This window comes from Flavimobilis sp. BM9 (genome assembly GCF_058313055.1).
Genome location: NZ_JBZEMO010000005.1, coordinates 219,161 through 239,709 on the forward strand (window position 1 = coordinate 219,161; position 20,549 = coordinate 239,709).

The 20,549-nt window shown below is 72.3% G+C and carries 12 protein-coding genes; 8 read left to right on the top strand and 4 right to left on the bottom strand.

Annotation, left to right across the window (positions count from 1 at the left end; translation table 11 throughout):
* Positions 1-2: 2 nt before the first annotated feature.
* Complete coding sequence (locus tag AC4F3Q_RS10605; RefSeq protein WP_491039931.1) at positions 3-1,268, top strand: CHAP domain-containing protein; 1,266 nt, start codon at positions 3-5, stop codon at positions 1,266-1,268.
* 30 nt (positions 1,269-1,298) lie between these two features.
* On the opposite strand, the gene AC4F3Q_RS10610 is transcribed toward AC4F3Q_RS10605, so the two are convergent.
* Entirely contained in the window at positions 1,299-2,390 is a 1,092-nt protein-coding gene (locus AC4F3Q_RS10610) for a glycosyltransferase family 2 protein (protein ID WP_491039932.1), read from the bottom strand.
* Between the two features lie 81 nt (positions 2,391-2,471).
* On the opposite strand from AC4F3Q_RS10610, the gene AC4F3Q_RS10615 reads away from it, so the two are divergent.
* The 5 genes from AC4F3Q_RS10615 (at position 2,472) to AC4F3Q_RS10635 (ending at position 12,566) form a co-directional block, all read left to right on the top strand.
* Positions 2,472-5,330, top strand: coding sequence for a CDP-glycerol glycerophosphotransferase family protein (locus AC4F3Q_RS10615; RefSeq protein ID WP_491039933.1), 2,859 nt, complete (start codon positions 2,472-2,474; stop codon positions 5,328-5,330).
* Entirely contained in the window at positions 5,327-7,171 is a 1,845-nt protein-coding gene (locus tag AC4F3Q_RS10620) for a hypothetical protein (RefSeq protein ID WP_491039934.1), read from the top strand. The genes AC4F3Q_RS10615 and AC4F3Q_RS10620 overlap by 4 nt, the downstream gene beginning before the upstream one ends.
* 87 nt (positions 7,172-7,258) lie before the next feature.
* On the top strand, positions 7,259-10,774 hold the full coding sequence (locus tag AC4F3Q_RS10625; protein WP_491039935.1) for a CDP-glycerol glycerophosphotransferase family protein: 3,516 nt from the start codon (positions 7,259-7,261) through the stop codon (positions 10,772-10,774).
* A 97-nt stretch (positions 10,775-10,871) separates the two neighbouring features.
* Positions 10,872-11,774, top strand: coding sequence for a polysaccharide pyruvyl transferase family protein (locus AC4F3Q_RS10630; RefSeq protein ID WP_491039936.1), 903 nt, complete (start codon positions 10,872-10,874; stop codon positions 11,772-11,774).
* A 90-nt stretch (positions 11,775-11,864) separates the two neighbouring features.
* On the top strand, positions 11,865-12,566 hold the full coding sequence (locus tag AC4F3Q_RS10635; RefSeq protein WP_168447928.1) for a phosphocholine cytidylyltransferase family protein: 702 nt from the start codon (positions 11,865-11,867) through the stop codon (positions 12,564-12,566).
* 52 nt (positions 12,567-12,618) lie between these two features.
* On the opposite strand, the gene AC4F3Q_RS10640 is transcribed toward AC4F3Q_RS10635, so the two are convergent.
* Both AC4F3Q_RS10640 and AC4F3Q_RS10645 read right to left on the bottom strand, forming a co-directional pair.
* Positions 12,619-14,868 (bottom strand): glycosyltransferase family 2 protein, encoded by a 2,250-nt coding sequence (locus AC4F3Q_RS10640; protein WP_491039937.1) that lies wholly within the window; start codon positions 14,866-14,868, stop codon positions 12,619-12,621.
* Position 14,869: 1 nt separating this feature from the next.
* Entirely contained in the window at positions 14,870-16,294 is a 1,425-nt protein-coding gene (locus AC4F3Q_RS10645; RefSeq protein ID WP_491039938.1) for an SDR family NAD(P)-dependent oxidoreductase, read from the bottom strand.
* A gap of 349 nt (positions 16,295-16,643) precedes the next feature.
* Between AC4F3Q_RS10645 and AC4F3Q_RS10650 the strand changes: the two genes are divergently transcribed.
* Together AC4F3Q_RS10650 and AC4F3Q_RS10655 are read left to right on the top strand one after the other, a co-directional pair.
* The gene (locus AC4F3Q_RS10650) at positions 16,644-17,546 is read left to right on the top strand and encodes an ABC transporter permease (protein WP_491039939.1); all 903 of its coding nucleotides are present in this window, start codon (positions 16,644-16,646) and stop codon (positions 17,544-17,546) included.
* Entirely contained in the window at positions 17,539-18,390 is an 852-nt protein-coding gene (locus tag AC4F3Q_RS10655) for an ABC transporter ATP-binding protein (protein WP_491039940.1), read from the top strand. Before AC4F3Q_RS10650 ends, AC4F3Q_RS10655 begins: the two co-directional genes overlap by 8 nt.
* Before the next feature lie 21 nt (positions 18,391-18,411).
* Here AC4F3Q_RS10655 and AC4F3Q_RS10660 read toward each other — a convergent pair whose 3' ends face one another.
* Positions 18,412-20,319: a SpoIID/LytB domain-containing protein gene (locus AC4F3Q_RS10660; protein WP_491039941.1), complete on the bottom strand. Its 1,908-nt coding sequence runs from the start codon at positions 20,317-20,319 to the stop codon at positions 18,412-18,414.
* Positions 20,320-20,549 lie beyond the last annotated feature (230 nt).

The following is a 20,549-nucleotide window of genomic DNA, read 5'->3' on the forward strand; positions in this document are numbered from 1 at the left end:
ACATGCAGACACCTCGCCGCACACTCACGACCCTGGCCGCCGCCGTCGCGCTCACCCTTGCCGTACCGGGCGCCGCGCACGCAGCACCCGCCCCGAGCGTCGCCGTGGAGGTGGTCACCACCCCGGTGGTCGCCTCCCCGAAGGCGACCGCGCGGTCGGCGTCGCGGGTCTCCCTCAAGGCGAGCCAGTCGTCCGTGCGCAAGGGTGAGCTGGTGTGGCTCTCGGGCAAGGTCACCGGCGCGAAGCCGCACGGCCGCAAGATCGTCGTCGAGCGCCGCAAGGCAGGCGGCGCATGGAAGAGGTACACGACCGCGACGACGAGCCGCGCCGGCTCGTTCTCCCAGTCCGTCCGTCCTACCGGCGTCTACCAGTACCGTGCGCGCGTCGCGGCGACGAGCAAGGCGACCGCGGCAGCGAGCCCCGCGCTCACGGTGACGTTCTCGAAGGGGAAGCGGACGCTCGCACAGCGTGCCGCGGTGATCGGTTCCGCGCGGCTGGGCGCGCCGGCCGCTGGCGTCGCAGCCCTCACCGGGTCCCAGGCTCGGGCGACCCGGGCCACGAAGGTCACCCGCGTGCAGCACCGTCAGTACGCGAAGGGCATGCTCGTCACCGTGGAGCGCGGCTCGACCGTGCGTACCTGGCTCGTCGCCGGCAAGATCCTCACGGCCTACCGCGCTCAGGGTGGTCCCACCGGGAGGCTCGGTGTCCCGGTCGCCGACCCGAAGTGCGGGCTCGTCGACAAGGGGTGCGTCCAGAGGTTCAGCCGCGGCACCGTCTACTCGAGCAAGGCCCACGCCCGGGCGACGGTGACCACCGTGACCGGGGCCGAGGGAGAAGTCGTGGCCGCCGCCCGGTCCCACGTGGGTTACCGGAAGAAGTACGCGAAGCAGAGCGTGCAGCACACGAAGTTCAACACGTGGATGGGCTCGACCGGCGCGTGGTGCAGCTTCTACCAGTCGTGGGCTTCGGCGGCGGCGGGCAGGGGATCGACCATTCCCAAGATCGCGAAGTTCTCCACGTTCCGTGACACGGTCAGGTCGCGCATGAAGACGGGCTCGAAGCCCAAGGTCGGTGCGCTCGTCTTCTTCAACACGTACCCGCCGGCGGGGGTCGCGACCCACGTCGGCCTCGTCACCGCGGTCAAGCCCGGGAAGATCACCGTCATCGACGGGAACACCCTCGGCAACCTGCCCGCCGGCACCCGCGGGGTCCTCGAGCGGACCTGGCCCGAGTCGCGCGCGCTGTACTACGCGTACCCCTCGTACTGAGCCGGCCGGCCCAGGGCGGCGCCTTGCCGATCAGGTCGGGGTTCCGCCTGTGGTCAGGCGGGACGTGTCGTGGGTCGTGTGCGCGCCGCGGAGCAGGCCGTTCCAGAACCCGGCGCCCCACGCGAGGTGCACGGACGGGAAGACGACGAGAGACCTGAGCCGGTCACCGAGCGTGCGTCCGCCTGCAGGGCTCGCGACGACCGCGAGCAGCGCGATCACGTAGAGCGCCGCACCGGCCCCGAGCGCCGCGCTGATCCAGGGCCACGCGCCGCCGAGGCTCGCGAGGCCCGTGACCGCGCCGACGACGACGGTCAGCGCGAGCCAGGCGACGAGCGCGGGCGGCACGAAGTAGCGCAGCCCGTTGCGCGACCCGAGGCGTCGAGCGAGCTCGCCGCGCCACGACCCGGTCGCGAAGAACTGGCGGACGAGCTGGCCCCACGTCTCGCGGGGACGGTAGGTCACGGCGAGGCGCGGGTCGAACCACACCGTGTAGCCCGCTGCACGGATGCGCAGGTTGAGCTCCCAGTCCTCACCGCGCCGCACAGACTCGTCGTACAGGCCGACCTCGTCGAGCACCGCGCGGCGGAACACGCCGAGGTAGGCGGACTCCGACGGGCCTTCGTCGCCGCCCACGTGGTAGCTCGGGCCGCCGAGACCGAAGCGGCTCGTGTACGTGCGCGCGACCGCGCTCTGGAACGGCGAGAGGCCCTCCGCCTTCATGACACCGCCGACGTTCGCCGCGCGGGTGCGGGCGAGCGTCTCGAGCGCCTGCCGCGTGTAACCCTCCGGCAGCACGGAGTGCGCGTCCACGCGGACGACCGTGGGGTACCTGCTCGCCCGGATCGCCAGGTTGAGGCCCACGGGGATGTGCGTCCGGGGGTTGTCGACGAGGACGACACGATCGTCGTCGGCGGCGATGCGCCGGGCGAGCTCGGTCGTCCCGTCGTTCGACGGGCCGAGCGCGAGCACCACCTCGCACGGCTCGGACGTCTCCTGCTCGAGGATCGAGCGCACCGCCGCCTCGAGGTACCGCACCTCGTTGAGGACCGGCATGACGTAGCTGACTCCGGCCCCGGGAGGGGGGACATCGGCGGGGCGGGACGCGGGCGCAAGGGAGGACATGGTGCCTTCTGGTCGGGAGCGGCGATGTGCTGCCCCGATGATGGCAGATCCGCCGGGAACCCGGCTGATAGCGTTCCAGCCGTGCTCCGATTCACGTTCGCCCGCGGGAACGTCCGCAAGCTGTTGTCCCTCCCGGCCTACGGCGCGGGGCACCTCGCGAGCCGCGTGATCCGTCGGGACCCGAAGCTGTGGGCCTTCGCGAGCGGCATCGGCGTCGGTGAGGGTGCCCGCGTCCTGCTCGAGCACGTGCGTCGCGTGGACCCGGACGTGCGGGTCGTGTGGGTCGCGCGCCACGAGCGCGACGTCGCGGACGCGCGGCGCCTCGGCATCGAGGCGGTGCTCAGGTCGAGCCGCGAGGGCCTCCTCACGACCCTGCGTGCGGGCGTGCTCGTCGTCACGCACGGGTTCGGCGACGTCAACCGGTTCGGTACGAGCGGCGCGCTCGTCGTCCAGCTGTGGCACGGCGTCCCGTTCAAGAGCCTCCACCTGGACTCTCCCGAGGCGCTGCGGCTGCCCGGCCCGCTGGGCGCCGTCCCGGGCGCGCGAGCGCTCATCCGGTTCGCCTACCGCTGGGCGTCCCGGGGCATCGGGATCTTCGCGGTGGCGTCGGTCGAGTCGGGCCGTCGCCTGCGCAGCGCGTTCGGGCTGCGCAGCGACCAGGTTGCGGTGACGGGCGACCCGCGCGACGACGTCCTGCTCGCCGGGGCCCCGGACGAGCTTGCGCTCGCGGCGCGCAGCAGGCTCGCCGACCTGCTCGGCGACGAGCGCCTCGAGGACCGTCGCACGCTCCTGTACGCGCCGACGTGGCGCGACGGCGCCCCCGACCCTGCGGTCCCGTCGACCGACGAGTGGGCGCGGATCGCGGCCTACCTCGACGAGACCGACTCGCTCCTGCTCGTGCGCTCGCACCCGCTCGGTGCTGGCAGCTACGCGGCCGCCTCCGAGCTCACCGACAGGGTCCTCATGCTCGGGGCCGACGTCCAGACGGACGTGACCCCGGTGCTGCCTGCCGTCGACGTCCTCGTGACCGACTACTCGTCGATCGCGATCGACTTCGCGCTGCTCGGGCGGCCCGTCCTGTTCCTCGCGCCCGACGCCGAGGAGTACGTCGCGCGACGCGGCACGTACGAGCCGTACGCGCAGCTCTCGGGCGGCAGCGACGTGCCGACGTGGGACGAGCTCCTCGCCCTGCTCGCCCGCGCCGACGCGGACGACGCGACGCACGACGCGCTCGTCGCGCACGCCCGCGCGCTCGCGCTCCGCTTCCACGACCTTCCCGACGGCCAGGCCGCCGCACGCGTGTACGACGAGGTGCGGCGTCGGCTCGCGGGCCTTGCGTCCGAGCGCCTGCTGACCGGCGCCGAGCCGAGGCCGGAGCCCGAGGCGCGCCCCGACGACGGCGTCGTGGTCGACACGGTCGACGTCCGGCTCCCGGGCGAGGGGCTGCTCGACGCGACGGCGGACGGACCGGTCCTCGAGCTGGGCGGCGCCGTGGCGGAGGGCGCACCGTCGACCGTCGAGGTCGTCGGAAGCCGCTGGCGCGCCTCGGCACCTGTCACGGTCGAGGGCGAACGGTGGTGGGTGCACGTCCCGCTGCTCTCGTCGCGGTGGGGCGGTCCCGCGCTGCCGCCGCCATCGGGCGCCTACCGGGTCGCCGTGGCGCGCGACGGCCACGGGCCTGCCGCGCCCCGCCCGCACGGCCACCTCGTGCCACGGACGCGGCTCGTCGCCGGCCTGTTCAGCGCGACCCTCCGCACGGAGAGCGGTCAGCTCGTGCTGCACCTCGCCCCACCGTTGCGCGACGACGAGCGCGGCACCCTCGCGCAGGCCCGCTGGGAGGCCTGGTACCGTCGCGACGCAGGCCCCGCGGCGGCTGCGGGACCGTCCGTGTTCTTCGAGAGCTTCTCCGGGCGCAACGCGTCCTGCAACCCGCGCGGGATCGACCGAGCGCTCGCCCGCGAGCTTCCCGACGTCACCCGGTACTGGTCGGTCGTGGACGCCTCGGTCGAGGTGCCGCCCGGCGCGGTCGCGGTCGTCGAGGGCAGCCGGGAGTGGTGGGCGGCACGCTCGCGCGCGCAGGTCCTGGTCGTCAACGACTGGTTGCGCAAGCGGTTCCGCGCCCGGCCCGGGCAAACGGTCCTCCAGACGTGGCACGGAACGCCGCTCAAGCGCATCGCGCTCATGCGACCGGGCCTGCGCCCGGCCGCGGCGGTCGCGACGTGGCGCGAGAGCGGCCGCTGGGACGTGCTCCTCGCGCAGAACCCGTTCGCGGTGCGGATGCTGCGCCGCTCGTACGCGTTCCGCGGGAAGGTCTGGCAGGACGGATACCCGCGCAACGACGTCCTGAGCGACGGCGCGGGCGTGCGCGAGGCCGTGCGCGAGCGGCTGGGCCTCGCGGACGACGTCACGGCGGTGCTCTACGCCCCGACGTGGCGCGACGACCGCCTCGACCAGGTCGACCACCTCGACGTCGCGCGTCTCGCCCGTACGCTCGGCCCGCGCTTCGTGATCCTCGTGCGCGGGCACGCTCGCACGCTCGCCGAGGCTGACGACGTCCTCGCCGACGGCGTCCTGGACGTGTCGACGTACCCCGAGATCTCCGAGCTCTTCCTCGCGTCCGACGCTCTCGTGACGGACTACTCCTCGGTCATGTTCGACTTCTGCGTCACGGGCCGCCCGATGCTCTTCTTCGTCCCTGACCTCGCCGACTATCGTGACCGTCTCCGCGGGTTCACGTTCGACCTCCTACCCGTCGCGCCGGGCCCCGTCGTGGAGGACGCCGACGCGCTCGCGGACCACCTCCGTGACCTGCCGCGGGTCGCCCGCGACCACGCCGACCGGTACGACGCGTGGCGGAGCCGCTTCGCCCCGCGTGACGACGGTCTGGCCGGCGAGCGGGTCGTGCGCCGGCTGCGCGCCGAAGGGCGGTTGCGGCCGTGACGGCCGTTCCGGCCCACGCGGGCCCTGCGCGTGCCGACGCCCCGACGCCGAGCGTCGTCGTCGACGTGCCCGTCCCGCGGGTGCGGCGGGAGGACGCTCGCGCGTGGCTCCCGCTCGTCGAGACGGTCGCGCGCAGCGTGCCGACCGTCCTCGTCGCGCGCGACGCGCGGGCCGCGCGGGACCTGCGGCGGCTCACGTCGCTGCGCGTGGTACGGGCCCGGACGACCGACGAGCTCACGGCTGTCTACGACGTGCTCGGTGCCGCCGTCGTGCTGCACCCGCTGACCGCACGCCGCACGTTCCAGGCGTTGTCCTACCGGCGTGCCCTGCACGTCTACCTCGGGTCGCCCGAGGCGGCGGGGGAGGACGGGACGTCGCGGCTGCTCGTCGCCTTCGACCGGGTCCTCGTGCACGACGACGCCCAGGTGCGCCGCGTCCTGGGTGACCTCCCGGCGATCGATCGGCACCGCGTGGCCACCGTCTCGGCGCGATCGGTCGCGGACGAGGTCGCGCGGGTCGTCGCCGACCGGGAGGTGCTGCTCCGTTCGGCGCCCGACCTGCCCGAGCCCGCCCGCACGGCGGCAGCGCTGCGCGACGCCGGGGTTCGCGGCCGCGCGGTCGAGCTCGCGCTCGCCCTCGCGGAAGGGCCAGGGCGCCGCGCCCGGTCCGCGCTCGTGCGCGTGCGCTCGCGGGGTGCTGCCCCGCAGGTGCAGGCGGTCGACGGCCGCGCCGACGTCGTCCTCTACGTCGCGGACGACCCGGCACGGCTCTACCAGTCCGGCCAGTGGCTGCGGGTGCTCGAGGCCCTCGACGGCCTCGAGGTCGCGGTCGTCGCGCGGCACCCGGGGTCGGCGGCGGCGCTCCGCAGCGCCACGTCCCTCCCGGTCCACCTCGCCGTCAGCACGGCCGCGCTGCGCACCGCATACCGGGAGCTGGGCACCCGCGTCGTGATGTACCCGAGCAACTCGGTGCGCAACGTCGACTCGCTGGGCGCACGCTCCGTGCGGCACGTCCACGTCGGCCACGGCGAGTCGGACAAGGCGTCGAGCGTCGCGCGGCAGTCCTTCGCGTACGACCTCGTGGTCGTCGCCGGTCAGGTGGCGATCGAGAGGTTCCGTCGGGGGCTGCTCGACGGCGACCGTCTGCCCCTGGTCGCGTGCGGGCGCCCCCAGCTCGACGTCCTGCCGGCGCCGACGCTCGACCGGGTGCCGGGCCGACGCACGGTGCTGTACGCCCCGACCTGGTTCGGCGAGAGCCAGGACAACAACTTCACGTCCCTCGACGTGCTCGGCGAGGCGATCGTGCGAGCGTGCGTCACCACGCCGGGGGTCCGTGCGGTCTACCGGCCGCACCCCCGGACGCTCGCGGCCCCGCCCGGGGCCGAGCGGGACGCGCACGAGCGCGTCCTGGCGGTCCTCCGTGAGGCGGGCGAGAGCGACCCGGGCGCGGGTCACGTGTGCTCGGTCGACGGCGACGTCACCGGCTTGTTCGACGCCGTCGACCTGGTCGTCGGGGACGTGTCCTCGGTGCTGATCGACGTCCTCGTCCTGCGGCCCGACGCCCCGGTCGTCGTCACGGACCGCCGCGGCGACCGCGCCGCGCTCGTCGCGCGCTCGCCCCTGGCCGGGGTCGTGCCGGTGCTCGAGCCCGGGAGCGGGGCGACCGTCAGCGCCGTGCTCGCAGAGCAGCTCGACCACGACCCGGCGCGGTCCGACCGCGAGCGGCTGCGCGACCGCTACGTCGCGTACCCGCCGGGGACGGCGACCGCGGCTCTCCAGGCGCTCCTTCTCGACGAGGTCCGCGCCTCCGGCAGCGCCGAGGAGCCAGGCGTCGCGGGCTAAGATCGTCAGCGCCGACATCGCCCGACCTGGAGCTCCTCACATGCGCGTCACCCTCCTTCGCCCGTCCACCTGCGGGGAGGTCGCACCGTGCTGACGCTCGACCTGTGGACCAGGCTCGTGCGCGGCGTCGTGACGGCGCTCGTCGCGACGGTCGCGGTCGCGACGTGGTCCGGCTCCGTCACCCCCGCGTGGGGCGCCGCCGTCCTGGTCGCCGGGGCCGTGGCGGTCGTCGTCGTGGCGCTGCGGGACCCGGTGGGTCTGAAGGCCCGCCCGCGCGGCGGCGCCGCGACGCTCGTCGTCGCCCGTACCGCGCTCGTGGTGCTCGGTGGAGGTCTCGTCGTCGACGAGGTCGGGACGTCCCTGACCGCGTCGCTCGTGGCCGTCGCGGTGCTCGTCGTCGGTGCGGAGCCGCTCGTGCTGCGGGTCGCGCGCGCCCGCCGTCCCTGGGCGGCGCACCTGCCGGGCGTCCCGGACACGACGTCGCGCGGCTGGGGTCTCGTCTGGCTGCTCCCCTCGAGCCTCGTCGGGCCGCTCGCCGCAGCGGCGGTCGTTCTCGGTGCCCCGGGCGCGACGTGGTGGGCCGCGACGCTCCTCGGCATGGTGCACGTCGTGGCGCTCACGGTGCGCGGCGTCGTGACGCAGGTGCGCAGCCCGCGGCTGCGTCGTGCGGTCCTGCGCGCCGTGCGGAAGTACGACCCGGAGTTCATCGTCTACACCTCCCGGCCCGACGACGCGTCGTACCAGGTGAAGATGTGGCTGCCGTACCTCGAGCGGACGGGCCGACGCTACGTCGTCGTCGCGTGGACGCCCGAGGCCGCGGGGCCGCTCGCGGAGCTGACGACCGCACCGGTCGTCGTACGCGCGTCGAACAAGGACCTCGACGGCATGCTGAGCCAGAGCCTCGGCGCCGTGTTCTACGTCAACGCGAGCTCGGGCAACAACGCGATGGTCCGCTACAGCCAGCTCACGCACGTCTACCTCGGTCACGGCGACTCGGACAAGCCGCCGTCCTACAACCCGACCCACGCCATGTACGACCAGGTGTTCGCGGCGGGCCAGGGCGCGATCGACCGCTACCCGGCGCACGGTGTCCACATCTCGCCCGAGCGGTTCGTCGTCGTGGGTCGCCCCCAGGTCGAGGACATCGACGTGATCGACCCGCACGCGGCGACCCGCGGTGGCACCCCGACCGTGCTCTACGCGCCGACCTGGCGGGGCCACGTCGCGGAGACCGCGCTGCAGTCCCTGCACCTCGGTGAGCGCATCGTCGCTGCGCTCCTCGAGCGCGGCGCGCGCGTGGTCTTCCGCCCGCACCCGTTCAGCTACGCCTTCCCGGAGGACGCGGCGACCATCGAGCGCGTGCACACCATGCTCGCCGCGCACCGCCAGACGACCGGCACCGAGCACCTGTGGGGTTCCGCCGCGGAGAAGGAGCGCTCGATCGTCGAGTGCATCAACGAGTCGGACGCGATGGTCTCCGACGTCTCGTCGGTCGTGTCGGACTACCTCTTCTCCCGCAAGCCGTTCGCGATGATGGCGATCTCGGCACCGGTCGACCGGTTCGTCGACGAGTACCCGGTGGCTCGCGGCGCCTACGTGGTCGACGCCGAGCTCGAGGGGCTCGGGGCTGCGCTCGACGCGATGCTCGGTCAGGACCCGCTCGCGGAGCAGCGCACGTCGGTGCGCAACTACTACCTGGGCGACTTCGAGCCTGAGGGCTACGCGGACCACTTCGTGCAGGCGGCCTCGCGAGCGATCGACAACCGGGTCGGCGCGTCGCGGGGCGACGAGCGCGACGAGGAGCCGAACGACACCGACGACGCTGCCGCCGACGACGCCGAGGCGGGGGTGGCAGCCGAGGCCGCGACGCCGCAGAACGAGTTCGTGGCGCGTGTGCGCGGGATCCTCACGCGGCCGAGCACCAAGCGAGCGGTCGACCCGGTGCGCAACGTCGTGCTCGCGGCGCTCGCTGCCTGGCTCCTGCTCGTGGACGCCCCCGTCGCTGTCGTGCTCGTCGCCGCGCTGCTCGCGGCCACCGCGATCCTCGAACGTCCTGTGACCGGTCTCGTCACGGACGTCCCGTTGCGGCGCTCCGTGGGGGCCGACGCCGGTGCGTGGGTCGTCCTGCTCGCGGCTGCGGCGCACCAGGTCGAGGCTGGCGCGCCCGCAGCCTGGGGCATCGCGCTCGCCGCGCTCGCCGCAGCGACCGGCGCGGAGACGCTCGCGCTGCAGCTCTGGCGCGGCGCGGACGCCAAGAACCTCCCCGGGATGCGCGTGGACATGCAGCAGGCGCCGGCGAGCTCCGCTGCCGCGGTCGTGCTCGCGGTGGTCGCTGCGCTCGTAGCGACGTTCGCCTCGGTCGTCGCCGCTCCGCTCGACGGGACGACGGGCTGGCTCGTCCTCGCCCTGGGCGTCGCTGCGGCGGCCTCGGCCGTCGTCGCGTTCGTCGCGGCCGCGCTCCAGGCGTTCCGCAGCCGGGCCGACGGCGAGCAGCTGCGCGAGCTCGTCATCGCGTACGCGCCGCAGTTCGCGGTCTACTTCGCCTCCAACGGTGGGGCGCGCTACCAGTACGGGATGTGGGAGGACTACTTCCGCCGGATCGACCGGAAGTACGTCGTCGTCACGCGCACGCCCGCGATGGCCCGCCAGATCGCCGAGCTGACGGACGCGCCCGTGATCTACCGGCAGACCCTGCGCAGCCTCGACGACGTCGACGTGCCGAGCCTGTCGACCGTGTTCTACGTGAACAACGCGACGCGCAACACGCACATGGTCGAGCGCCCGGAGCTGACGAACGTCTGGCTCAACCACGGCGACTCCGAGAAGCCGGCGTGCTTCAACCCCGTCCACGGGATCTACCACTACATCTTCGCCGCAGGTCAGGCCGGCATCGACCGGTACGCCCGCCACGGGGTGAGCATCCCGCGCGAGAAGTTCATGATCGTCGGGCGGCCCCAGGTCGAGCTGATCTCGGCCGCACGCGGGCCGGTCGCCGGGCTGAGCGACCGCACCGTGCTGTACGCGCCGACGTGGGTCGGCCCGTACAAGGACACCGAGGTGTACTCGCTCCCTGTGGGGGAGGAGCTCGTCCGCCGCCTCCTGCAGCGCGACGTCCGCGTGATCTTCCGTGCGCACCCGCTCAACTACGGGCAGGACGAGGGGCGGGCGCTCGTCGCCAAGGTCCAGCAGATCCTCGCGCAGGACGCGCGCGAGACCGGTCGCGAGCACCTCTGGGGGCCTGCGGCCGAGGAGGACATGTCCGTCGAGGACTGCTTCAACGCGTCGGACGCCATGGTCTGCGACGTGTCCGCGGTCGTGTCGGACTACCTGAAGTCGGGCAAGCCGATGGCGATCATGTCGATGGACCGCACGGTCGAGCAGATCGTCGAGGAGGTGCCCGCCGCCCGAGCCGCGTACATCGTGCCCGGCGACCTCGCCGGTCTCGACGAGCGGCTCGACGAGCTGCTCGGCGAGGACCCGCTCGCGGGTGCGCGCACCGAGATGATGAAGTACTACCTCGGCGACTTCCCCGACGGCGACTATGCGTCCGGGTTCCTCGAGGCAGCACGTATGCTCATCGACCGGGGCCGTCGCCGATCCTGACCGGCGCGCCTCGACCCACGCCACCGTGCTGCCCCAGCCTGCCCGTCTTGCCCCAGCCCGCTGGACATCGTCCTGCTCAGAAAGGTCGCGACGACCCATGACCCGATCGATCGTCTCCCGCTCCGCGCGACGCGCCGCCCGCACGATCCTCGGCCGGTGGATGCCTGACCGTTTCGGTCCGGGCAGGTACCGGTCGATCGCCGACGAGTACCGCGTGAGCGACCTCGCGGTCGAGGACGGCAAGGTCCCGCTCGTGTGGTGGCCCGTGGCCCCCAACTTCGGTGACCTCCTGTCCCCGTGGCTCATCGAGAAGATGACGGGCATCCCTGCGGGCAAGCCGCGACCTGGTGGCCCCAGCTACGTCTCGATCGGCTCGGTCATCAAGCGTGCGCTCCCGGGGTCGCTCGTGTGGGGCACCGGCATGTTCGGCCAGGAGGCCGAGACGGAGCTCCAGCCCGACGCGACCTACCTCGCCGTCCGCGGGCCGCTCACCCGCGCGCGCCTCCTGAGCCACGGCATGTCGTGCCCCGAGGTGTACGGGGACCCTGCGCTGCTCGCGCCGCTGTACTACTACCCCGAGGTCAAGAAGACCCACGAGATCGGCGTGATCGTGCGCTGGTCCGAGCGCAAGTGGCAGAAGGTCGAGCCCGGTCCTGGCGTCCGGCTCATCGACTTCGGCACCGACCGGATCGAGGAGACGATCGACGCGATCCTCTCCTGCAAGCGTGTCGTGACCTCGTCGCTGCACGGCCTCATCGTCGCGGACGCGTACGGCATCCCCAGCGCCTGGCTCGCGTCCACCACGCCGAAGGGGCGGGACTTCAAGTTCCACGACTACAACCTGTCGGTCAACAAGCACCGCACCCCGAAGAAGTACGACCTCGCGGCACACCCGCTGACCGTCGAGCAGCTCGACAAGGTCTTCGACTTCGACGGTCGCGCTATCGAGTTCAACTACCGGCGTCTCCTCGACGCGTGCCCGTTCCTCGAGCGCGTCTGACACGGGCGGGAGCGGCGCTCTCGCGGGTGCTTTCCGATAGTCTGCCGTGGTGACCGCACCGGTCAGCACCGACGACGGATGACGAGGAAGTTGATGGTTCAGGTAGCGATTCTTGCGGCTGGCATGGGGACGCGTCTCGGCAAGCCGTTCCCGAAGTCGCTCACGCCGCTGCGCGACGGGCGCAGCATCATGGCGCAGCAGCTCGAGAACATCAGCGTCGGCTTCGGCGACGCGCAGGTGTACATCGTCGTCGGCTTCAAGCTCGAGATGATCATGGAGGCGCACCCGCGCGCCCTGTTCGTCTACAACGAGGAGTTCGACCGCACCAACACGTCGAAGTCGCTGCTGCGCGTCCTGCGTGCGTCGGGCCCCGGCGGTGTCATCTGGATGAACGGCGACGTCGTCTTCGACCCGCGGATCTTCGAGCGCTTCGCACCGCTCATCGAGGCCGACACGTCGGTCATCGCGGTCAACACCTCGACCGTCGCCGAGGAAGAGGTCAAGTACACGGTCGACGCCGACGGTCACGTCAAGCTGCTCTCGAAGCAGATCCCGACGGACGAGGCGCTCGGCGAGTCGGTCGGCATCAACTACGTCGCCGCGAAGGACAAGGAGACCCTGATCCGTCGCCTCGAGGAGGTCGGCGAGCAGGACTACTTCGAGCGGGGCATCGAGGTGGCGATCGAGAAGGACGGGATGGTCGTCGAGGCGATCGACATCTCCGACCTCTACGCGGTCGAGGTGGACTTCGCCGAGGACCTGGCCCGGGCGAACGAGCACGTCCCTGAGTGACGGGTCTCGACGACCGCTGACCTGACGCCGCGCACCCCTGGGGTGCGCGGCGTCAGTCGTCGGTGCCCGCGGTGCGCGTGGCGGGGACGGGCATGGCCGGGATGCGGCGGCGCGTCGTCACGTGAGCGAGGCCTCGTCGCGTGTGCAGCTCGAACGTGAGGTCGCCGTGATCGATGGTCACGGGCAGCTCGGCGGCGAGGACGGGCGAGACTGCGAGCGGCGTCCCCGAGGGGTCCGTGAGCGCCGTCGTCGGTGCGGCGTCGAACGGGTTGCGCTCGACCGCCTCCGCGCGGGTCAGGCGTGCGCGCAGGTCGGCGATCGGGACGGCCGTCTCGCCGGGGTGCTCGCGATTCTCACCTGAGCAGGTGAGGAGGAGCGCGTCCGGGGACGTGCCCAGTGCGAGGAGCAGGGGCGGTGCGGGCACGAGGACGCGCACTGTCGAGCGGGGGCCTGGGCGCAGAGGGTCCACCAGGAGGGCCGCCGTGGCCTCGTCGACACGTACGCGCACCCAGCGCTGCGCGACCTGCGCCTCGATGACCCAGGTGCCGTCGCCCAGCGGCGGGAGACGCCACGCGCCGTCCCGAGGTGCTGCGGCTGTCTGGACGTCGGTGTTCCGTGCACGCACGGCCGTCACGGCTCCGGGCCCGCCCGTCGGACGGACCTCGAGGGTCGCACCGTCGGGGGTGCTGTGCGCGGAGACGAGCGTCGCAGGTGCGTCGAAGAACCTCAGCCCGAGCCCGTCAGGGAGCTCCTTGGCGGTCGTGAGCGCTGCGACGCGCGCGGGTGTGCCGGGCAGGAGCGTGCTCGGGCGGTGCGAGGCGCCCGAGCCCGGGGCGACGGCGAGGGGGGCGGTGCGCGACCACTCGCCGACGCGGACCTCGACCGTCAGGTCGACGTCCGGCGGTGTCGGACCCTGCGCTGCCGCCGCGGGGTCGATCTGTGCGCGCACCCCGAGCGTCGTGCCGCGGGGAGCGCGGGCGCCGCCCGTGCGCACCGACGGGTCCACGGAGGCGGGGAACCGGTGCGCCCGGCCGTCGGGCTCGGTCGCGACGACCGTGCACACGACGTCGTCGGCCGGCACGTGGACGCCGTGGACCCGTGCAGCGAGCTCGACGTCGAGCGAGCCGTCCGGGCGCCACCGGGTGCGCAGCACCCGTGCGGACAGTCGCGACTCGTGGACGGACACGGCCCGCAGGTCGTCGGGGAGATCAGGTGCGTCCGTCGCGACCGGGCGGGCCGGCAGGCGCGCGACGCCTCCGTCGAGCACCGCGAGGACGGGTGCGGCGCCCGGGGCGACGAGACCGCCCAGAGCCTCCCAGTCGCCGTGGGCCACGAGCCAGGCGGCGACCGTGTGCGGGGCGTTGACACGGTCGAGCGCGCCGCTCTCGCGGGCGGGCTCGAGGTACGTCGTGACGGTGCGGCGCAGGACGTCGCGGTACTCGTCCGAGGCCTCCACCGCGAGACGGTGGTAGAGCGGCAGGTCGAGGTCCAGGACCCGTGCGAGCCAGAGCCTGCGCTCGAGCTCGGTGCCCTCCGACGTGAGGAGCTGCCAGGCGTCGTCCTTGGCCTGCGCGCGGTCGAGCAGGTTCTGGAGGTCGGCCTTCTGCTGCGAGGTGCCGGTCGCGTTCTGCCGCCAGAGGTACGTGTCGTCGGTGAGCACGTCGAACCGCGCGCCGTGCAGGTAGGCACGCAGCATCGGCACGTGGTCCTCGTAGACGACCCCCTCGGGGAAGCCGCCGACCTGCCGGTCCCAGAACTCGCGGCGGTAGAGCCGGTCGCACGCGAGGACGTCGAGCATCGCGTCCGGGCACGTCTCGAGCGTCGCGCCGTCCATGGGGCGGGCGTGCGCGGCGCGCACCCAGTGCGGCCGCCACTCTCGCTCGCTGTGGAACCTGCGCACGGCGCCGACCACGAAGTCCGAGCCTGTGCGCTCGAGCGTGTCGACCATCAGCTCGTACGCGTGGGCCGGGATCAGGTCGTCCGCATCCATGAACGTCACGTAGCGGCCGGTCGCGTGCCGCAGCGCGAGGTTGCGCGCCGCACCCGGCCCGCTGTGGGGCTGGTGGAGGACGGTGAGGCGGGCGTCTGCGGCCGCGGCCCGCGCGAGGATCTGTGCGGACCCGTCCTGCGAGCCGTCGTCTACGAGGACGACCTGCAGGTCGGTCAGGGTCTGTGCGCGCAGGCTCGCGAGGGCGTCGTCGAGGTAGTCGGCCGCGTCGTGGACCGGGACCACGACGCTCAGCGTCGGCGCCGCGCGCCGGGTGCGGCCGAGGAGCCTGCCGAGCTGCCCCCGCAGGGTCATGTCAGACCTCGTCGGAGGTGCTCGTCCCGGACCCGTCCGCCTCGTTGCTCAGGGCGGCGTCCTCGCGGCGCACGTCGACGACGAGCCCGGTGATGGCGGACGTGATCACGTCGAGCGACGTGGTCGCGACCGCCTCGGCGGACAGGAGGGTGCCGGGCGGCTCCTCGCCGAACGCCTGCGTGCGCATCGGCGTGGCCGTGCGCTCCGGGTTGATGACGTTGACCTTGATGCCCTGCGCGGCCCACTCCTCGGAGAGCGCCTGGGTGAGGTTGACGACGGCGGACTTCGCGGACGAGTACAGCGCGTAGTTCTCACGGCCGCGCGTGTAGGACGACGAGGTGAAGAACAGCAGGTGGCCCTGCGTCTCCTTGAGGTACGGGTAGGCGGCCTTCGCGACCTGGACGGGCGCGACGTAGTTGACCTGGATCGACTCGACGACGTCCTCGTCGGACGCGTCGGCGAGGCGGCCCGTGCGCAGCACGCCCGCGGTCAGGACGACGGCGTCGATGCGCCCGTGCTCGCGCGCGGCCTCCGCGAACGCTGCGGCGATCTGGCTCGGGTCCTGGACGTGCACGCCCGTCGTCGAACGGCCGTGCGCGACGACGTTCGCGCCCGCGGCGGCGGCCAGCTGTGCGATCTCGGCACCGATGCCGTACGAGCCGCCGAGGACGACGATCGTCTTGCCGCGCAGGGCTGCGTCCCGCGACGCGCGGTCGGCGTGGCCCGGGGCGGCGTGGGACGCGAGCTGGAAGAGCTTGTCGGCGATCGAGAGGTCGACCGGGTGGGTGACCTTGAGGTTGTGCTCGGCACCAGGGACCGTCTTGATCGGCACCTCGGGGAGGTACTTCAGCACGACGCCGCAGTCGTCCGTCGCGGAGAAGCCCGGGTCCTCGTGCGCCTTGGCGTAGGCGGCCTTGAGGACGGAGAGGTGGAACGCCTGCGGCGTCTGCCCTCGGCGCAGCGTGCTGCGGTCCGGGATGGACGTGATGACGTCGTCCTCGTCGACGGCGACGATCGTGTCGGCCGAGGGGATCACGACGTCGACCGCCTGGTGAGTGTCGAGCGCAGCGACGCAGTCAGCGATGATGCGCTCGTCGATGAGCGGGCGGACCGCGTCGTGCAGGACGACCTTGCACTCCTCGTCACCGAGCGCGTCGAGCACGCGCCGCGTCGTCTCGTTGCGGGTCGAGCCTCCCTCGAGGATCCGGGTGAGCTTCTCGTACCGGCTGCCGAGGAGCGTGGCAGTCTGCTCCGACCAGCCAGGCGTGATCATGACGATCAGCTCGTCGATGTGCGGGGAGCCGTTGAGGGCGGCCACCGTGTGCTCGAGGATCGTCTTGCCCGCGACCTTGACCATCTGCTTCGGGACGTTGAGCCCCAGCCTGGCGCCGACACCTCCGGCGAGCACGACTCCAACGGTTCGCACCTGTGACCATCCTCCTCGAACGGGACGCGTGGGTGGGCCGCCCGACCGTGCGGTCGGGCTCTCGTGGCGGATCAGGGAGCGACGGCGTCGTGGACGACGGCACGACCTGGTCCGGGCGCCGTCCGTCAGTCTAGTGGCGCGCCCGTGCGTGGTCCTGGGGCGTGAGCGGCACCTGGGTGAAGATCTCGCAGACATCTGTGCTGGCTGTGCACGATTCACTGGCTGGACAACCGCGGGCTTGTAGGATGAAGCGCTGGTCGGTGCCTGGTCCTGGGCGCCGCCGCCCACCGTCCCCGCCGATCGGAGCGCAGTGCCAGGCACACCCTCGAGCCCGCCGTCGGTCACGCCCATGCTGTCCCAGGAAGAGGTCCTGGCCGACGCCGCGGCGCAGGCCGAGCTCCACGGCCTCCACCGCATGGGGGTGCGTCCGCCTCTCGGTCAGTACATCCGCTCGACGTGGGAGCGGCGACACTTCGTCCGCTCGCTCGCGACGTCGAAGGCGTACGCGGAGAACCAGAACACCTACCTCGGGCAGTTCTGGGCGCTGCTGAACCCCGCGCTCAACGCGGCCGTGTACGTGATCATCTTCGGGTTCCTCCTGGGGGCCCGGGGCGGCATCGACAACTCGATCGCGTTCATCGTCGTCGGCACGTTCATGTGGCGGTTCGTGAGCGACTCGGTCACGGGTGGCGCCAAGTCCGTCTCGAGCAACATGAACCTCGTGCGGTCGCTGCACTTCCCGCGGTCTGTGCTCCCGCTCTCGGCCGTGCTGTCCCAGCTCGCGTCGCTCCTGCCCGCGCTCGTCGTCATGGTGCTGTTCACGATCGCGTCGGGGTTCTTCCCGGACAACACCCCCGTCCCGATCACGTGGCGATGGTTGCTCATCATCCCGGCGACGCTCCTGATGTTCGTGTTCAACTCGGGTGTCGCGTTCATGGTGGCGCGCTGGAACGCGATCGTCCCGGACCTGGTCAACGTGCTGCCGTTCCTGCTGAGGCTCGGCATGTACGCCTCGGGCGTGATCTTCCCGGTGACGCACTACGTGAAGAACGCCGGCCCTGTCCTCCACGCCGTGCTCGAGTACCAGCCCTTCGCGGTCATGCTCAACCTCGCTCGGCAGGCGCTCCTCGACGAGCCCCAGATCCCGCTCGACGCGACGATGTGGATCGCCGCGGTGGTGTGGGCCGTGGCGACGTTCGTGGCGGGCTTCATCATCTTCTGGCGTGCGGAGGCGAGGTACGGACGTGAGTGACGTCAGCGCTGAGGAGATCGACTTCGAGGTCGACGCCGACGACCTGCCCGAGCATGCGGCGCAGACCGTGCTGGGCGCGCCGTCTGTCATCGTCGACGACCTGCACGTCCACTACCGGGTCTTCGGTGCGGGCAAGGCCGTCGCGCCGGGCAGCTCGTCGTCCGTCGCGCGGCGCCTGCTCGGGAAGGGACGCCAGGAGCAGAAGGGCATCCGCGAGGTCAAGGCCGTCCGCGGGGTCTCGTTCGTGGCGCGGCACGGTGAGTCGATCGGCATCGTCGGGACCAACGGGTCCGGGAAGTCGACACTGCTGCGCGCGCTCGCGGGCCTCATCCCGCCCGCAGGCGGCAACGTCTACGTCTCTGGCACGCCGTCGCTCCTCGGGGTCAACGCGGTCCTGATGAAGCAGCTGACGGGCGAGCGCAACATCATGATCGGCGGGCTGGCGCTGGGCTTGACGACGAAGGAGGTCCGGGCGAAGTTCGACGAGATCGTCGACTTCTCCGGGCTCGGCGACTTCGTCTACCTGCCGATGCGCGCTTACTCGGCGGGGATGTCAGCTCGTCTGCGGTTCGCCATCTCGACGGCGGCGACACCGGACATCCTGATGATCGACGAGGCCCTGGCGACGGGCGACGCAGCCTTCCGGCAGAAGAGCCGTGAGCGCATCGACGCGATCCGTGAGCAGGCGGGCACGATCTTCCTCGTCAGCCACTCGCTCGCCTCGGTGCGAGCGATGTGCAACCGCGTGATCTGGATCGACAAGGGCCTGATCCGGATGGACGGCGACGTCGACACGGTCACCGAGGCGTACCGCGAGTTCACCAAGGACCGCCCCAAGCGCTGAACCGCCGGGCTGGTCGTCGCGTCAGCCTGGGTCGATCGACGTGACCCAGGAGGCTGGCAGGCCGAGCAGCGAGCGCAGCCGGTCGGCCTTCTGCGTCACGCTGACCTTCGTACCGTTCGTCGTCGTCGCGGTGAGCGTCTTCATCTGCCCGCTCGAGTAGGTCGCAGTGACGGCGACGCTGACGATGTCCTTGACGCCGAAGATCGACTGCGCCTTCGCCTGGGTGAGCGTGCGGGTCCATGCCCGCATCGAGTTGCCCGTGGCGGCGAGGCTGTACGTGTCGGGGACGGACTTGAGGTAGCTGACCGTCGCAGACCAGACGTCCTCGCTGTTGGCGGTGCGGCCACCGCTCGAGGAGAAGTAGTAGGCGTTGACCAGGGTGCCTCCCGCCGTGAGGACCTGAGCGGACGTGGACGAGGTGACGGTCGCGTCGACGGCGGCGGTCCAGCGCTTGCCCCACTGGGCGTTCGTGCCCTCGCTCTCCTTCTTCCACCCGGTGAAGTTCTGGGACCGGGTGTCGTCGTAGACGTGGCAGTCGCACGTCGCCGAGCGGGCCTTCGCGGCGGCGGTCGAGGCGTAGTTGCGTCCGGCGATCACCTGCGCCTGGAGGGCTGCTGGCGTCCACGAGGACGGCATCTCGCCGAGGCCGTAGAGGTATTCGGTGTTGAGCAGCAGCTCGTTGACGATATTGAGGTGGCCGTTGATCACGCGGACGGTCATCCGGCCGTGCCGGTAGGTGCCGTGCGTGCCGGAGAGGCTCGCGACCGCCTGGGCGCCCGTGGCGGAGTAGTACCGGGTGCCCGTCCAGTGCAGCCGGAGCACGGACCGGTCGCCTGTCCAGCTCGCGCTCGGGTAGGTCGTCCCGCCCACGACGGCGACGGGGCGGCCGTCGACGACCTTGAGCGTGACCGGCGAGGACTTGTCCCCGGTCCGGAGCGTCGTGCCCTCGCCGCTGCGCAGGCGCCAGGACCCGGTGCTGACCGAGAAGGCCGTGGTTGCGGCGTCGGAGGCGCCGAACACCTGCACGGCGACCTCCTCGGGCGTCGTGGCGGTCGTGACCCTCGCCCCCGTGTAGTAGTGGCTGAGGATCTCGGCGGCGGTGCGACCCTCCTGTGCCATGCGGTAGGCCCCGTACTGCGACATTCCGATGCCGTGCCCGTACCCGGAGCCACTGATGGTGAACGAGGCTGGTGGGGCCTTCGGGGTCGTGCTGGTCGGCGGCTGGTTGCCGTCCTGCGGGGTGCCCCCGAGAGGCGCGGAGACGGTGACCTTGACGGTCTTGCTGCGCACCCCGAGCCCTGTCGTCGTCACGCGGTACGACGTCGTCGTGGCGGGCTTGACCGTGAAGGTCGCCTTGCCGGACGTGACCGCCGCGCGTGAGAGGGTGACCCATCCGGCCGTCGTCCTGTGCTGGAGCTGGACGACGCCCTTCGCGACGAGCCTGCCCTGCGCGCGGTAGGTCGCGGTGATCGTGCTCGCCTGGCCGGACGTGACCGTCGGTCGCGACGCCGTGACGGCGATCGCGGAGCGGACCGTGACCGTCCTGGTCGCGGAGCGGGTGTTGCCGCTCATGGTGACGAAGCGGTAGCGCGTCGTGACCTTCGGGTTGACGACGACGCTCACCTTCCCGTTCTTCGGCTTCACGGTGCGGACGTTCTTCCAGCCGCCGGTGGTCTTCGACTGCAAGCGCACGGAACAGCACGTGATGGGCTTCGTGCCCTGCCGGTAGGCGACCTTGAGGGTGACCTTGCCGCCCCGGTCCACCGTCGTCGCGCTCTGGGTCGCTGTGAGCGTGACCTTGGCTGCGGCGTCGGCCGCGGGGGCCGCGACGACCCCGAGGGTGCCGAGCAGCGCCGCGAGGACGACGGCGAGGGAGAGCCGGGAGCCCGGGCGGTGGCGTGGGGCGGTCGGCGGGGGAGCGGGGCGCATGGAGACAGTGTGCAGAATGGGCGGCGCTGATAAAAGACCGTGGCCCAAATTCACACCTGCCTCAGCAGTCACCCGGGGGTGCATCGTGGTCAAACCGGGCAGGCCGGGCGCGACAGGCTCTCGCGAAGGCGGTTCCTGGCCGAGGTCGGGCGCTCCCCGCGGACGGGCCGGGAGCGTGCCGCGGGCGCGCGATAGCCTTGGGGGACCCGTCCCACCCACCCTGGGGAGAA

Coding starts and splice junctions, on each gene's coding strand:
- AC4F3Q_RS10605 (WP_491039931.1), top strand. CDS start 3: ATGCAGACACCTCGCCGCACACTCACGACCCTGGCCGCCGCCGTCGCG.
- AC4F3Q_RS10630 (WP_491039936.1), top strand. CDS start 10,872: ATGACCCGATCGATCGTCTCCCGCTCCGCGCGACGCGCCGCCCGCACG.
- AC4F3Q_RS10640 (WP_491039937.1), bottom strand. CDS start 14,868: ATGACCCTGCGGGGGCAGCTCGGCAGGCTCCTCGGCCGCACCCGGCGC.
- AC4F3Q_RS10610 (WP_491039932.1), bottom strand. CDS start 2,390: ATGTCCTCCCTTGCGCCCGCGTCCCGCCCCGCCGATGTCCCCCCTCCC.
- AC4F3Q_RS10660 (WP_491039941.1), bottom strand. CDS start 20,319: ATGCGCCCCGCTCCCCCGCCGACCGCCCCACGCCACCGCCCGGGCTCC.
- AC4F3Q_RS10650 (WP_491039939.1), top strand. CDS start 16,644: ATGCTGTCCCAGGAAGAGGTCCTGGCCGACGCCGCGGCGCAGGCCGAG.